Origin of the sequence: Streptosporangium sp. LJ11 (assembly GCF_051918945.1) — a bacterium.
Classification (GTDB): domain Bacteria; phylum Actinomycetota; class Actinomycetes; order Streptosporangiales; family Streptosporangiaceae; genus Streptosporangium.
The window spans coordinates 17,719-31,816 of the sequence record NZ_JBPXMB010000036.1 but is presented as its reverse complement, the minus strand read 5'-3'; the positions used below and the strand labels follow the sequence as shown (position 1 = coordinate 31,816).

Sequence of the window (14,098 nt, the reverse complement as noted above, 5' to 3'; positions counted from 1 at the left end):
GTCCACCGCACACTGCGAGAAACCCCCGCAAACGCCTCACCATTTTTCCGAACCACGTTGCGCATATGGGAGACGAGGCTAGAGTGGCCGAGTTCTCCAGGAAAGGATCATCATGCTCAGCATTGTCCGGCGTTCTGCCCTTGCAGGCGCGCTCGCGATGAGCCTCGCCGTGGCCACCGTCGGCTTCGCACCTCCCTCGGCCGCGGCGACACCGCCGTACGGACTCCTCAAGCTGGTTTTCAGGTGTGCCCACGTGGGGGGCGTGTCGGTCACGGTCGTGGGTCCGGGCGTCGCGGGCAGCGCGCGCGACGAAAACGGCACGTACTACTTCCGGGGCCGGCCCGGCGCCTACCGGGTGAAGCGCCTCGCGAACGGACGGATCGCACCGAGATCCAGGCTCATCCAGATCCCGAAGTTCTCGACCCGCACCGTCAATGTCTGCTCCCTCAAGTGGCCCGGGCGCCCGTGACCCCGGGCCGCCTTTCTTGCGTCGGGCCCATGTTGCGGGGCGGGATCTGGCCGGACTGGGCGTAGGCGGCGTCCCAGGTGGCGGGGACGTACTCGTCCTTGATGCCGAGCATGTGCGCGGTCACCTGCCAGACGTGCAGGTACGCCTCCGGCTCGGCGGGCCGGACCGGCACCTTCCACTCGATCATCTTGCGCATGGCGAAGGTGGGCAGGGTGTGCCAGGTGACGAGCATGTCCTCCTGGCTGATCGGGATGTCGCCGCCCCGGTGGGGGGACTGCTGCAGCAGGTGCCGCACCGCGGCGTGCACCAGCCGGGTCTTGACGCACTCGACGATGCACGAGCCGGCGGGGCGGTAGGCGTCGAGGGCCCCGATCGCGAAGCCGAAGATGCTCGTCTTGGCGACGCGGTCCTCCATGTCGGCGCCGCCCTTGGAGTAGTGAAGGTGGTCTGAGGTCACGTATCCGCGATCCCCGCATCACCGCCAGGCAGTACGGCGGATGTGGACGACGGTAAGCCGGCCGGATGGCCGGTAGATGGTGTTGAACTCTTCGGGGCCCTGGCGCGACACGCGCCGGGGCCCCTGTGCGCGTCAGGGAAAGGAATGTATGGGTCAACGTCGCTCGGCTGCCGGTGGAGACACGATCGCTCACGGCAGGATCGCGCACACGGCCGGATCCACGCCCGGATTCGGGGCCGAAGACCGGTTCGAGGATCGGTTCGACGATGAGGATTACCCCGCCTTCAGCATGGGCGCGGCCGCCGACATGCTCGGTGTCACCCCGACGTTCCTGCGGGCTCTGGGCGCCGCCGGACTGATCGAGCCGCTACGCTCCGGCGGCGGGCACCGCCGCTACTCCCGCTACCAGCTGCGCCTGGCCGCCTGGGCCCGGGAACTGGTCGACCAGGGCACCCCGGTGGAAGCCGCCTGCCGGATCATCATCCTGGAAGACCAGCTCGCCGAGGCGCTGCGCATCAACGACGCCCGCGACCGCCCGGCCGGACACTAACCCCAGCAGGATGACAAGACCCGGCGGCATGGAGCCGACCGGGTCCTGGTGTGCACGTTGGCGACATTGACCGCGCTTGTTGTCACCGGCCTCGCATCTGCTGAAGGGTTCGTGAGGACCCACGGCATGGGCCGGGCCGTCCTGTTCGCCCCTCTCGGCCCGAGGGGGCTATGACGAGTCGGCCTCCTCTTGCGGTGGCCCGGGCCGCGACTGTGCGGCCTGCGCCTTCTGGATGGCCTCCTCCGCCGACGTCTCCACCTGGAACGCGGTGCGCAGGCCGGTGATCGTCAAGACGCGTTCCAGCGCCGGCGGGATGTTCGCCAAGAACAAGGCGCTCTGCTGTTCACGGCTCTGCTCGAGCAACAGGACCAGCACACCGACACCCATGGAGTCGCAGAACGTCACGCCGCCCGGATCCACCACCAGTCCAGAGGAATGCGTCTGCCAGGCGTCTTTGATCTGCCGGTGCAGCAGCCCGGCGGAGATGGAGGGGTCCCGGTAGTAATGGCCGCGAATCCAACGGTGTTGCTGTTGACCTGTGGAGACTCCTTGGGAAAACGCTCAGGTGAACGGCAGGCCATGCTCGATCCGTGCAGGTCAGGCCCATATCCGTTGGATTTTCCGCGATTGCTACCGGGACCCCAAGCAGTGCCGGGCCGAACGGATCGAGCCGCCGGGTCCGGGACGCATCACCCGGATCGTGCGCTCGGCTCTGCACAACGCGGAGGAGACCTGGTTCGCCAAGATCGCGGCCCGGCTGGATGCGGAGACGACCGGCCGCGTGCTGGCCCTGGTTGGAGCAGCCGTGTCCGGAACGCGGCGGCCGTCCTGGCCGCTTCCGATCATCCGCACGGCATCCAGCGGGTCATGGTGGAGCTCGGGAAGGACGGAGGACGGCGAGGCCGTTGAGGCGGCATATTTCCGCCTTACGGTTAACGCCGGCTGGCCGTAGGATCACCCCAGGCAACCACATACGTATGCGGGTGATGAATGGCGCAAATTGGGTTAGTTGAGGCGATTGCCCAAGTCCGTCGGGAGCTCGCGCAGGCCGTGGCAGCCGGTGTGGACGCCGGGATCCAGTTCCCCGTAGGCGCGGTGACGCTGGAATTCCAGGTCGGTGTGACGAGGTCCGTCGAGGCCTCCGGCGGTGTCAAAGTCTGGGTGCTTGAGCTCGGCGCAGCAGGCGAGTACGCCAAGGAGACCGTGCACACCCTCACCGTCGAACTGGAACCGCCTGTCGACGCCCAAGGTCGGCCGATCAAGGTGGCCGCGCGGTCGGATCAGCGGCCCGGTTAGGCCCGGTACGGCATGAGCGGCCTACGGGATCGGGTCGTCGAGGTCCTCTGCGATCACGGCGCCGACGCCGTACAGCGCTGGAGCGTCGGCTCGGGGTTCCTCGTCGGCGGCCGCCTGGTCTTAACCTCCGCGCACGTCGTAGACGGTGGCGGCGAGCTCACCATCCGCCGTCTCGGCGCCGGTGAATCGTCCGGCAAGCACGAATGGTCGGCCCGGCTCCTGCTCCTGGGTGATCGCGATGTGGCCGATCTGGCGCTGATCGAGGTCGGCGGAGAGGGCGACAGGAAGATCGCCGGAGACATCCCCTTGGCCGGCTTCTCGACGATCGACCGGCACACCGATGCGGCCATGGTCGTCGAGGGCTGCTGGTCCGTCGGCTTTCCGGCGTTCAAGACCCTTTACATCGACGGCGCGGGCCCGGTGCGGGAGACCGCGCAGATCGACGGTGTCATTCCGACCGCCGAGGATCTGTACTCCGGGCTGTTGACCCTCCGGGTGTCCAGCGCCCCCCGGCCGCTGCCTCCTAAGGAGGAGGCGCTGGGCCAGTCGGCTTGGTCGGGGATGTCGGGCGCGGCCGTCGTGGTGGGGGGCAGAATCGTGGCGGTGGTGTCGGAGCACCACCCGCGTGCCGGTCAGTCGGCGCTCACGCTGACCCCCATCTCGCACATCAACCGCCTGCCAGACGCCGGTCGCTGGTGGAGGGCGCTGGGTGTCGCCCCCGCCCGGCTACCGGTGCTACCCGCCCGGCCGCCCGTTCTGGTGAGTGAGCCGCCGGCCCTCGCCGACTGCTTCCAACTGCGGCGGCACGTTCACGAGCTGGCAACCGCGCTCCTGAACGGCGAGGCGGTGGTCCTGGCGCCTGAGCGGTCGGGATTGGGCGGCGTGGGCGTGACCCAGCTCGCCGCCCACTATGCCCGCACCGCCTGGGAACGCTCCGACGTCGACGTGCTCGTGTGGATGAAGGCGAACGACCGTGACGCGGTGGTCAAGACCTACGCCGAAACCGCGGCCGCCCTGGAGACATCGTCCTTGCCGGCCTGGCTCGCCGCCACCGATCGCCGCTGGCTGATCGTCTTCGACGACGTGGGCCACCCGGACACCCTGCGAGGGCTGTGGCCGCCGCGCAACCCCGCCGGCCGGGTGCTGATCACGACCCGTCGCCAAGAGACGGCTTCCCGCGTGCCGTACGCATCACTGATCGAGGTCGGTCTGTTCACCGAGGAGGAGGCTGCCGCCTTCGTGACCGCGCAGTTGGGCACGGACGCCGTCCACGCCGGCCAGCTCGCGCGCGAGCTCGGCTGCCAGCCGCTGGCCCTGGCCCAAGCTGTCGCGTACATGCGCGCGCACGGACTTGACTGCCGTCAGTACCTGGAGCGATACGGGCACCGGCGCGGGCAGCTTCCCCTGATGCTCCTGGGTGACGGTTCGGCAGCGGACCGGCAGCGTTCGTCGGTGACCGTCGCCTGGTCGCTCTCGGTCGAGCAGGGCGGGCATCCGGTCGAGACCCGGCCGCAGATGCGCTACGACCTGACCACCAGCCGCGACGGCTCCAGAACGGTCAGCGTGATCTGCGAACCGCGCGAAGCCCTGGAGCTGCTGCCCGAGATCCTGCAGTGGGGGACGTCAGGCCATGACTGAGACCGACCTGCCCGGCCAGCTCACGCGCCTGCGTGAGCTGGCCGCGCACGACCCGCGCCGGCACGGCGGTGAGCTGGCCCTGCTGCTCGCGGACGCGGGCATGCGCGAGCTGCAACAGCAACGCTGGGAGAGCTCTCTGGTCCTGCTGGAAGAGGCCAGGCACTTCACCGAACTCGCCGGAGGACCGGCGGTGAAGGCTTCGCTCAAGAAGGCCTCCACCACCCACGACCTGGCCCTGAAGATCTTCCAGGGAGCGGTGCGGACCCTGCCGCGAGGACACGTGGTCACCGCTGCGGGCCTGTCCCGCATGGGACAAGCACACCTTGACCGATATGAGCGAACCGGTGAGCGAGCCGACCTCGACTCGGCGGTCGGCGTGTGCGACGCTGCCGTACGAGCGGCCTCCCGCGAAGACGCCGACCTGCTGGGACAACTCGGCGGCGCTCTACGGACTCGTTTCGACCTGGATCAGGACAGGTCCGACCTCGATCGGGCGATCGAGTGCTTCCGGCGGGCCGTACGAGCCACGCCCGCGGGTCAGCCGAACGAGTCGACGTGGCAGTCCAACCTGGGTACGGCCCTGCAGGCGCGATTCGAGCTCACCCGCGACGCCGAAGATCTGCACTCGGCCATCGGTCACCTCGAATGGGCTGTGGTGACGGTGCCCGCCAGCCACCGTGACCGGCCGATCATGGCCATGAACCTGGGAGCGGCCCTGCGCCTGCGATTCGAGCTCACCTCCGATCCGGAGGACCTCGACCGTGCCATCCTCCATCTTCGCAACAGCCTGTCCGGCAGCGGCGACGGCCCTGGAAGGACCTTGTGCCAGTCGAATCTCGGCATCGCCCTGCTCGGCCGCTACCAGCGCACCGGCCAGAGAAACGATCTGGAGGAGAGCGTCGGCCTGCTGCTCGCCGCCGCCCGTGACATCCCGGCCGAGGCGCCGACCCGTCCGGCGATCCTGTCGAGTCTCGCCGCCGTCCACTGCTCCATGGGACGGTTCACGGCGGCTCGCGATCTGTTCGCCGAGGCCCTGCGCGCACGAGAGGGAACGCTGGGACGGGATCATCCCGACACCCTGGCCAGCAGGCACAACCTGGCCGCCGTCATGGCCACGCTGGGACATCTGGTGCCCGCATCGGACGAGTTCCACGAGGTCCTGGCCGCGCGGCGGCGCCTGCTCGGGGACGACCACCCCGAGACGCTGGCGAGCTGGCGAAACCTCGTGACCGTGCTCGAGGATCTCGGCCAGAGCACGCAGGCGCAGGCCGAGAGGAGCCGGCTGGAAGCAACCCGCAGCGGCCTGACCACGCCGGAATCGCCATGACCACCGGTCAACCTGACCACGCCGGAGCCGCCATGACCGACGGCCGGTACGGCAGGCACGAGCACATTCCGGGCTGGCGGCAGCACCTGCTCGCCACCGCATCCGTGATCGTCGTCGGCGTGGGAGCGCTCGGCAACGAGGTCGCCCGCCTGCTCGCCATGGCCGGAGTGGGCCGGCTGCTCCTGTGCGATCCGGACGTGGTGGCCGAATCCAACCTCAGCCGCTGCGTGTTGTTCCGCCAGAGGGACATCGGCCGCGCGAAGGTGGAGGCAGCCCAGGCCGCCCTGCACGACCTCGCTCCCGCCACGCAGGTCGACATCGTCACCGCCACGCACCTCAGCGGGGTTGGCCTGGCCGCGATCCGCGACATGGACCTGGTGATCAGCTGCCTGGACAGCCTGCAGGCGCGGATCCAACTGGCCGCCCGCTGCAACGCCACCGAGGTGGGGCTGCTCGACGCGGGCACTCATCCGTGGGGAGGCGAGGTGTGCTACTACCCGCCGTCGGCTGGCTGCGTGGCCTGCGGGCTGAGCGAGCGCCAGCGTGCCGTACGCGATGACCCGTGGAGCTGCGCAACGGCCGACCACGCCGTGCCGCAGGGCGCCTCCGCACCCGTCTCGGCGCTGATCGGCGCATGGGAGGCGACCTTGGCCATCCGGGTGCTGCTCGGCCTGACCGTCCCCGCCGCCGCGGTGTACGTCGACACGGGCGCAAGAACGATCCACCTGGAACGCAGCAGGGACCCGGCCTGCCCACTGCACGCCCCCATCAACTGGGCCAAGGTCGAACCGGTGAGCCCGGCCCGCACGGTCGCCGACGTGATGGCCCGGCTCGCGCCCGACGAGGAGGCGTTCGCGTGGGCGGCGCTGCCGGGCACCACGACCCTCCTGCTGAGCCGGGCCCCCTACACCGCCCCGCTGGTCGAGCTGGGGATCGCCGCCCAGGAGATCCTGCCCGTCGCACGCCGCGGACACCCGGGAACGGTGCGGTATCTGGAGTTGAAGGGACCGACCGCATGACAAGCGATGTTGAGCGCGCGCTGTCCGAGTTGTTTCCCGAGCGTGACGCCATCGCGGGTCTCTTGGAGATCGCCGGGCTCCAGATCGAACCGCCGCCCGCCGGTGCGGCACCCGGCGAATACTGGGAGCGATTGGCGCGCGCACTGAACCCGAACGAACTCACCCAACTGGTCGAAGCCGCCTTGCGCGTGTATCCGGCTAACACCGTGCTCAGGCAGGCATTGCAGCAGGACACGCCGTCAACGCCCACAGTGACCCTGATCTTCATAGGGGAAGAGCTGCGTGACGACGAAGTGCTCAGAAGGGCCACGCAAGCTGATCCCAGCGCAGGCCTCGTCTATGTAACGAACGCACAGATGGCAGTCAGCGTCGCCGACCGCGATGACGACGAACTACAACAACTCGTCGAGCGTCTCAGCCGCGAACTGCCTGCCCTGGAGGTGACATACCACCGCTGGGGCCACCGTCCCTACCTCTACCGCTCGCTGACGGTGTACGGACCCGACCAGACGCCCTACCAGCTGCAAGGCGTGCCCTCCACGCTCACCCCATCCGAGATCGCCTCCGCCGTCATCCACGAGTCCGGCTACGCGGCCTCCGACCCGCGTCGCATGGTCGTGACCGAGGAAGGGACCAGGCGCCGGCTCGATCCGGGACAAACCCTGCACGAGGCCGGCGTCGAAGAAGACGACCGGCTCAGGATCGGGTTCCAGTCCACCGCCGGTGCGGGACTGTACGAGGACCGGCTGGCGGCGCTGGACCGCGCCCACGAGGCGGTCCTCGACTTCGTCGCCCGCACCCCCGGGGCGACTCTCACCGGCGTGGACGATCCGCACTTCCCCACCTGTTTCACGATCGCGTTCTCGGCCGCTGGGTTCGGGCCGCCCGCCGACAGCACCGCCAGACCGGTACGACCCGTCCCCGTCGACCGGCACTCCGTGGCCATCACCCTCCCCCCGGCCTATCCCGTCGCAGTGCCCGAAGTGCGCTGGTTATCGCCGATCTTCCACCCGAACATCGCCGACGGCGTCGTCTGCCTGGGCGCCCTGCCCTTGGGAATCGCCGAGCTGTGCGGCGCCCTCATCGAGCTGGCGGCATACCGGATCTACGAGCCACGCCCCGCCGACCTGGGCGGTGAGGGTTTCCTCGACCTGACAGCCACCGCCTGGGCGCTCACGCCGAAAGGCCGGGAACGCATCAGAGAGCGTGGCGGCCACCCGTGGCTCAGCGACGACCGGCCGCCTGCGCCGCCGCTGCTGCACCTGCGCCGTCTGGGCATCGAGATCGACGACGCCGTCCGCCTGGACCGCTACCGGCAGGGTACGGCGGAGCGCGGGGGCCTCCTGCTCGGCCGCGTTCAGGGCGAGGCCGGCAAGCGTGTCGTCCAGGTGGTCGAAGCCGTCGAGATCCACGACCCCGACGCCACGTCGACCAGTTGGAGCCTGACGACGGCCGCCTTCGCGACGGCCGGGGCACGCCAGGTGGTCGGCTGGTTCCACACGCACCCGGAGCACGCCCCGCCGTACCCCTCAGCAGCTGACCTGGCGCTGCACCGGAACCTATTCCCGCATCCGTGGCAGGTGGCCGTCCTGGTCTCTCGCGACGGGATCAGCTGTTATCAGCACGAGGGAGGGAGCCTGAAGGAACGCCCCTGGACGCGACCGCTCAGATGAGCGGGGGATCGCTGCATAAAAACCTCCAGGAGCTGTTCGGAGTTCGGATCCAGGTGAGGTCCGGTGGCGGGCCGGCCGTGGCTGGTAGAACTCGGACGTGGCGCGCTTTGATGTGACGGATGCCGAGTGGGCGTTGATCGAGCCGTATCTGCCGGTGCCGCCCACCGGACCGCTGCCACGGCGGGTGCGTGATCAGTTCAACGGGATCTTGTGGCGTTTTCGCACCGGATCCGGCTGGCGTGATGTCCCGGAACGTTACGGGCCGTGGTCCACGCTCTACTCTCGATTCAACGCCTGGACCAAAACCGGGGTCTTTCAAGGACTGATGGACGCGCTGATTGAACCGCGCCGGAATTGCTGGAGGCCCTGATGTACTCCGGCTTTCGTGGAGTCGAACTGGTTCCGCCTCGGCGACCGGCCGCGAGATGACCTCATCGTGTTCGCCGGTCCTCGACGATGAGGTAACGACTCTGTGCGCGATTGAGGTCGGGGCATGCTGGCCTGGACGGTCCTGTCGGTGCCCCTACCGCATGGCGCAGCGGTCGGGGACCGGCCCGGCGATGGCGCGGGCGGTGGGTGCGAAATGCTCGCGGCGTCCGATCCAGCGCTGCATGGATCGCCGTTGCTTGGGTTCGGCGATGGCGTGTTCGACGCAGATGCGCTGTGAGGACTGTCGGTGGCGTTGCGCCTCCCGGCGGGTTACCTCGGCTGGTGTGGTGTCCTTGCCGGGCTTCTTCGGCGGGGCGGTGACCTGGGTGGGGAAGTCGCGGGCGAGGCCTTGGTGGCCGGAGTCGACCTTGGCCTTGACGTCGGGATGGAACCGGAGCAGGTCCTCGATGCCTTCGGTGCACAGCGTGGTCACGTCGTGCATCCGGCCTGGCCGGAAGGCGCCCTGCCACAGCAGGCGCCCATCGCCATCGCTGATGACGGTGCTCTTGCAGGTGTTCTGCTTGCGCTTGCCGGACACGAATGCCCGCCTTCCGGGCCGGTGCGCCGCGGGGCGGCGGACCTGGACCTCGGTGCCGTCGATGCGCAGCTCGACGCCTTCGGCGGCGGCATAGGCGAACACGTCCGCCAACGTGCGCAGCCGTACGCCGGGCCTGCCGGGAACTGCGAACCCCCTCCGCTCCGGCAGCGGCCGGATCTCGCCCACGGCCCGAGTGCGGTCGAGCGGTCCACGCCGTACAGGACGGCCAGGGCCGCATGCGGGAGCTGGAACCGCAGGATGACCAGCGTCGCGATGACCCGGTCCACGAACGGCAACCGGTGGTTCGGCCCGGCGCCCTCAACCCGCAGCCGGTTCCGGCCACCCCGCCGTTCTCGCAACACCGACTCCTGTCGAGCCATCCAGGGGTCAGCCAGTTCCTCAACCAAGGCGCCCAGATGTGCCCGGGTGATCCCGGTCAAGACAGGATGGAAAAGGGCGGCACGATAGGTGATCGTCACAAGTCACGTATTGTTCCGCCCGCCTACGACACTTCCAGTCCTGGGCGATACCTCGCACAGCGGAGGCGTTCGCCTCTCCCCTTGATGGCTTGGGCAGAATCACGGTCATGAGTCTGCGTCTTGATACCGCGAGCCACCCCGCCAGATGGCCTGGGTATGCCGCTGCCGTATGGGGCTTCGTGTTCGCCGTTCCGAGCTTCTACTGGGCGATGGGCGGTTTGGCTGGGGCCGCGTCCACAATCTCACCGTCACTGATCAAGCTGGCGCAGGAGCAAAACCCCGGCTTCCTCGCGGTGTTGTGGGTGACCGGCATGCTCAAGGTCGTCGGCGCGCTGCTGGGCCTGGCTCTGGTGCGCCGCCGCGCCTGGGGGCGCGGCATGGATTGCCTCCTGCAGCTGATGGCGTGGGGCGCGGGGGTACTGCTCGTCTGGCATGGAGCACTGTTCGTCGGGCAGGGACTGCTCGTCCAGGCGCACATCATCGAGCTCGCCCCGGAGCTGCTGCCGGTCAGCCGCTGGTACACCTACCTGTGGGGACCGTGGTTCGTGGGCGGCGGGGTCACCTTCATCTTGGCCGCACGTACTCACTTGAGCACGATGGCCGACCGCCGGGGTGCCACGATCACGGGCATGATCGGCGGACTCGGCGCACTGGCCCTGTCCGCCGCGGCCCTGATAGCAGGAATCGGATAACCCGTCCGGGATCGCCCACAGTCCAACTCGGTCCCTACGACCGATCTCCGCTATCGCGCACCAACTTGTAAGGGACGAACAGCGGAAACGGCAGCCGCCAGGGCGGCCGACCACGCGAAAGCGCCCGGGCAGGATGTGGCCTCCGGCCTCCCTACGATGAACCGGTCAGGTGATGATTCGCTTAACAGGAGGCGACGCCTGAGTAAGTTGATTCCGATGTTTCTGTAGGGTGGGTGGCTTCCCATGTGTCGCATGCGCCTGGCTCGCAGTGAAATCGCTCATCCGGGGGCCATGCCGACGCGGATGACGGCGGCGAGGGCGGAGGCCGCCAAAGCGAGGTCGAGGTCGGCCAGGGGATGGATGGGGCCGAGGAACTCGGCGATCGGCCACCGGGACACGGCTCGGGCGGACCAGAGGGCGGCCTCGGCGAGGTGAGCCGGCGTGTGGTTATGGACCTCGCGGCTCGCCACCGGCCATCTCACGGTCAGCAGGGCCTGGATCGATGGCGGCTACCGTCGTAACAACCCGCCGCCTCACCAGAGAAAACCCCCAAAACTGGCGCGGGACCTGAGTATCCAAACCAGACAGAACTCACAGGATCAAACACTCACAAGGCCATTCAACTGGGCGTGGCGCTGTGGTCCTCCCCAAGGATGTCGGCGGCGGAGATGACGATGCGCGGGTCTGGGGTGGCCACGACCTGCTCGTCTTTGCCGGTGTAGTCGAACAGGTTCAGTACATGGCGCATCGCCTCCAAGCGGGCACGTCGTTTGTCGTTGCTCTTGATGACCGTCCAGGGGGAGGCCGCGGTGTCGGTGTGCAGGAACATGTCTTCCTTGGCCATGGTGTAGTCGTTCCACCTGTTCAGCGAGGCCAGGTCGATCGGCGACAGCTTCCAGCGCCGTACCGGGTCGACCTGGCGGATGACGAAGCGGGTGCGCTGCTCGGCGCGTGAGACCGAGAACCAGAGCTTGACCAGGTGCAGGCCCGAGTCGATCAGCATCTGCTCGAAGCGCGGGACCTGCCGCAGAAACTCCAGGTACTGCTCGGTCGTACAGAAGTTCATCACCCGCTCGACGCCGGCGCGGGTATACCAGGAGCGGTCGAACAAGATGATCTCCCCGGCGGCGGGCAGGTGAGCCACATAACGCTGGAAGTACCACTGCGAGCGTTCGCGCTCATTCGGTTTCTCCAGCGCTACGACCGTCGCGCCGCGCGGGTTGAGGTGCTCGGTGAAGCGCTTGATCGTGCCGCCCTTGCCGGCTGCGTCACGGCCCTCGAACAGAACGGCCAGCCGCCTCCCCGACCGCTTGATCCAGTACTGCAGTTTCAGCAACTCGATCTGCAGTAGCCGCTTGTCGCGTTCGTAGTCGGCGCGTGCCACCCGCTCGGGGTAGGGGTAACGTTCGCGCCAGGTGTCGACCGGGCGCCCGTCGGCGCGCACCAGCACCGGGTCCTCGTCCTCGGAGTCGTTCACCCACAACCCAGGGGTGGCGTCGAGCAGATCACAGCCACCATGGGTGAGTAGCGGCCGCTCGGCATGCCGGGCGGTCATTCGGCGAGTCTTACCCGGAGCTGGCATCGGTTTTCCGTACCCCTCTCCCACGCCGGGCCATAGCGACACGCGCGGCACAGCGGTGCCGAGGCGATTGCTCATCTGCCCGGCATCGGCCAACCACTCGCATGTCAACTCGATGTCATGAACGCGGGTCAGATTCAGGGTCGTAGGACGTTCCCCGGATGTCGAGGAGACCCATGTTCCGACGACTCGTCCTCACCGTCATGACCACGCTGGCGGTGCTGGCGGCGGTCGTTCCCCCGGCCGCCGCGCAGCCACCGGCTCCCACCACGGTCGCCCACCGCGGGGCGTCGGCGTACGCGCCGGAGAACACCGTCGCGGCCTTCGAGCTGGCGGACAAGCAGGGCGCCGACATGTTCGAGCTCGACGTCCAGGAGACCAAGGACCACGAGCTGGTCCTGATGCACGACACGACACTGGCCCGTACCACCAACGCCGAGAGACTGTTCCCCGGCCTGGCGCCCTGGAGGGTCGGCGACCTCACCCTCGCGCAGATCCGCAGGCTGGACGCGGGCTCGTGGTTCGACGCGAAGTACAAGGGCGAGCCGGTGCCCACGCTCGGAGAGACCCTGCGCGCGATGAGCGCGAGCCGGCTCGGCCTGCTGCTGGAGATCAAGGCGCCGGGGCTCTACCGGGGCATCGAGACCCGCGTCGCCGACGAGCTGCGACGCCACCCCTCGTGGCTGAGGCCCGGGCGGCTCGTCGTGCAGTCGTTCGACTGGAACTCGATGCGCACGTTCCACCGGGTCATGCCCCGGGTCCCGATCGGCCTGATCGGCACGCCCGCGATCGCCGACCTCCCGGGACTCGCGAGGTTCGCCGACCAGATCAACCCGCCCTACAACGAGCTCACCCCCGAGTACGTCAGGCGCGTCCACCGCCACCGCATGGAGGTCTTCACCTGGACCGTGGACGATCCGGCGATGATGCGGCGCGTGACCTCCTACCGGGTGGACGGCATCATCACCAACAAACCCGACCTGACGCCCTGAGGGGGCGGACCACCCACCCGGCTCCTCGTGACGACGAGCCCTCCGGCCGGGACTCCCCGGAGCCCCGGCCACGGGACGCCGACCGGCGGAAGGGCCGGGGAGATGTCTCCCGGTGTTCACCCCGGCCAGGTGACGACGGTGGCCGCCCTGTTGGAAGCATGAGCCCGCGAGACAGGAAACCACGACACTGGAGCACGCACGGTGACACCGACCAGCCCCGCCGCCGACGCCTCCGGCGGCACCTCCCTGCTGCGCGAGTTCCTCCGGTCCCCGCTGCTGACCGCCACGGTCGCTCCGAGCTCGCGATGGCTCGCCGCGCAGATGGTCGTGCCGATCCCCGAACGCGGAGAGCCGACGATCGTCGAGCTGGGACCGGGAACCGGCGCCTTCACCCGGGTCATCCAGGATCGCCTGGGCGGCAGGGGCCACCATCTGGCCATCGAGCTCAACCCGCGCCTGGCCGGGCTCCTCGGCCGTCGCTTCCCCGGGGTCGAGGTCGTGCACGCCAACGCGGTCGAGCTGCCCCGGTTGATGGCCGAGCGCGGCCTGTCCGCCGACGTCGTGGTCAGCGGCCTGCCCTGGGTCGCGTTCCGGCCGGTGGCGGGCGCCCGACTGCTGCCGCTGGTGGCCGGCTCCCTTTCCCGGGACGGGGTGTTCACCCAGTTCGCCTACCGCTGGACACGATGGGCGCCACCCGCGCGAGAACACCTCCATGATCTTCGCACGACCTTCGAGGAGGTCGTGCTCAGCCGGACGGTGTGGCGCAACCTGCCCCCCGCCCTGGTGTACCTCGCCCGCTGCCCCCGGCAACGGCGCGGAGAGGATGCCGACGAGCCGGTGACCGTTTCGACCTCCGTCTCCCGCCCAGGCCCTTCGCACCACTGGAGAGACGCGAGGCGGTCACAGGCCCAGGACTGAAGCCGCCGAATTGGGCCTGGAGAAACTCGCCCCTGGTGACCA

17 protein-coding genes are annotated in these 14,098 nt (G+C 68.9%); 12 read left to right on the top strand and 5 right to left on the bottom strand.

Annotated elements, in window-relative coordinates:
• Nucleotides 1-112: 112 nt before the first annotated feature.
• Nucleotides 113-469, top strand: coding sequence for a hypothetical protein (locus ACTOQ3_RS37950; protein WP_440088480.1), 357 nt, complete (start codon nt 113-115; stop codon nt 467-469).
• On the opposite strand, the gene ACTOQ3_RS37945 is transcribed toward ACTOQ3_RS37950, so the two are convergent.
• Nucleotides 447-926 (bottom strand): oxygenase MpaB family protein, encoded by a 480-nt coding sequence (locus ACTOQ3_RS37945; RefSeq protein ID WP_440088479.1) that lies wholly within the window; start codon nt 924-926, stop codon nt 447-449. The genes ACTOQ3_RS37950 and ACTOQ3_RS37945 overlap by 23 nt on opposite strands.
• 148 nt (nt 927-1,074) lie before the next feature.
• Between ACTOQ3_RS37945 and ACTOQ3_RS37940 the strand changes: the two genes are divergently transcribed.
• Complete coding sequence (locus ACTOQ3_RS37940) at nt 1,075-1,476, top strand: helix-turn-helix domain-containing protein (protein WP_440088477.1); 402 nt, start codon at nt 1,075-1,077, stop codon at nt 1,474-1,476.
• A 168-nt stretch (nt 1,477-1,644) separates the two neighbouring features.
• Here the strand turns inward: ACTOQ3_RS37940 and ACTOQ3_RS37935 are convergent, their stop codons facing one another.
• On the bottom strand, nt 1,645-1,947 hold the full coding sequence (locus tag ACTOQ3_RS37935) for an STAS domain-containing protein (RefSeq protein WP_440088526.1): 303 nt from the start codon (nt 1,945-1,947) through the stop codon (nt 1,645-1,647).
• A gap of 94 nt (nt 1,948-2,041) precedes the next feature.
• Here ACTOQ3_RS37935 and ACTOQ3_RS37930 point away from each other — a divergent pair, with 94 nt between their 5' ends.
• The 7 genes from ACTOQ3_RS37930 (at nt 2,042) to ACTOQ3_RS37900 (ending at nt 8,799) form a co-directional block, all read left to right on the top strand.
• Entirely contained in the window at nt 2,042-2,428 is a 387-nt protein-coding gene (locus tag ACTOQ3_RS37930; protein ID WP_440088475.1) for a hypothetical protein, read from the top strand.
• Nucleotides 2,429-2,466: 38 nt separating this feature from the next.
• Nucleotides 2,467-2,772 carry a trypco2 family protein gene (locus tag ACTOQ3_RS37925; protein WP_440088473.1) on the top strand — a complete coding sequence of 102 codons (306 nt, stop codon included), beginning with the start codon at nt 2,467-2,469 and terminating at the stop codon, nt 2,770-2,772.
• 12 nt (nt 2,773-2,784) lie between these two features.
• Complete coding sequence (locus ACTOQ3_RS37920; protein ID WP_440088472.1) at nt 2,785-4,410, top strand: trypsin-like peptidase domain-containing protein; 1,626 nt, start codon at nt 2,785-2,787, stop codon at nt 4,408-4,410.
• Complete coding sequence (locus ACTOQ3_RS37915) at nt 4,403-5,737, top strand: tetratricopeptide repeat protein (RefSeq protein ID WP_440088471.1); 1,335 nt, start codon at nt 4,403-4,405, stop codon at nt 5,735-5,737. The genes ACTOQ3_RS37920 and ACTOQ3_RS37915 overlap by 8 nt, the downstream gene beginning before the upstream one ends.
• Entirely contained in the window at nt 5,734-6,756 is a 1,023-nt protein-coding gene (locus ACTOQ3_RS37910; protein WP_440088469.1) for a HesA/MoeB/ThiF family protein, read from the top strand. The genes ACTOQ3_RS37915 and ACTOQ3_RS37910 overlap by 4 nt, the downstream gene beginning before the upstream one ends.
• Nucleotides 6,753-8,429: a Mov34/MPN/PAD-1 family protein gene (locus ACTOQ3_RS37905; RefSeq protein ID WP_440088467.1), complete on the top strand. Its 1,677-nt coding sequence runs from the start codon at nt 6,753-6,755 to the stop codon at nt 8,427-8,429. The genes ACTOQ3_RS37910 and ACTOQ3_RS37905 overlap by 4 nt, the downstream gene beginning before the upstream one ends.
• Nucleotides 8,430-8,526: 97 nt before the next feature.
• Nucleotides 8,527-8,799 (top strand): transposase, encoded by a 273-nt coding sequence (locus tag ACTOQ3_RS37900; RefSeq protein WP_440088466.1) that lies wholly within the window; start codon nt 8,527-8,529, stop codon nt 8,797-8,799.
• Nucleotides 8,800-8,952: 153 nt separating this feature from the next.
• Here ACTOQ3_RS37900 and ACTOQ3_RS37895 read toward each other — a convergent pair whose 3' ends face one another.
• Nucleotides 8,953-9,498 carry a transposase family protein gene (locus ACTOQ3_RS37895; protein ID WP_440088465.1) on the bottom strand — a complete coding sequence of 182 codons (546 nt, stop codon included), beginning with the start codon at nt 9,496-9,498 and terminating at the stop codon, nt 8,953-8,955.
• Nucleotides 9,499-10,054: 556 nt separating this feature from the next.
• On the opposite strand from ACTOQ3_RS37895, the gene ACTOQ3_RS37890 reads away from it, so the two are divergent.
• Nucleotides 10,055-10,567 carry a DUF3995 domain-containing protein gene (locus ACTOQ3_RS37890; protein ID WP_440088464.1) on the top strand — a complete coding sequence of 171 codons (513 nt, stop codon included), beginning with the start codon at nt 10,055-10,057 and terminating at the stop codon, nt 10,565-10,567.
• A 278-nt stretch (nt 10,568-10,845) separates the two neighbouring features.
• Here ACTOQ3_RS37890 and ACTOQ3_RS37885 read toward each other — a convergent pair whose 3' ends face one another.
• The gene (locus tag ACTOQ3_RS37885) at nt 10,846-11,049 is read right to left on the bottom strand and encodes a hypothetical protein (RefSeq protein WP_440088462.1); all 204 of its coding nucleotides are present in this window, start codon (nt 11,047-11,049) and stop codon (nt 10,846-10,848) included.
• Between the two features lie 137 nt (nt 11,050-11,186).
• The gene (gene ppk2 / locus ACTOQ3_RS37880; RefSeq protein WP_440088460.1) at nt 11,187-12,224 is read right to left on the bottom strand and encodes a polyphosphate kinase 2; all 1,038 of its coding nucleotides are present in this window, start codon (nt 12,222-12,224) and stop codon (nt 11,187-11,189) included.
• A gap of 98 nt (nt 12,225-12,322) precedes the next feature.
• Here ppk2 and ACTOQ3_RS37875 point away from each other — a divergent pair, with 98 nt between their 5' ends.
• Both ACTOQ3_RS37875 and ACTOQ3_RS37870 read left to right on the top strand, forming a co-directional pair.
• On the top strand, nt 12,323-13,138 hold the full coding sequence (locus ACTOQ3_RS37875; RefSeq protein ID WP_440088458.1) for a glycerophosphodiester phosphodiesterase: 816 nt from the start codon (nt 12,323-12,325) through the stop codon (nt 13,136-13,138).
• Nucleotides 13,139-13,339: 201 nt separating this feature from the next.
• Nucleotides 13,340-14,056 carry a class I SAM-dependent methyltransferase gene (locus tag ACTOQ3_RS37870; protein ID WP_440088456.1) on the top strand — a complete coding sequence of 239 codons (717 nt, stop codon included), beginning with the start codon at nt 13,340-13,342 and terminating at the stop codon, nt 14,054-14,056.
• Nucleotides 14,057-14,098 lie beyond the last annotated feature (42 nt).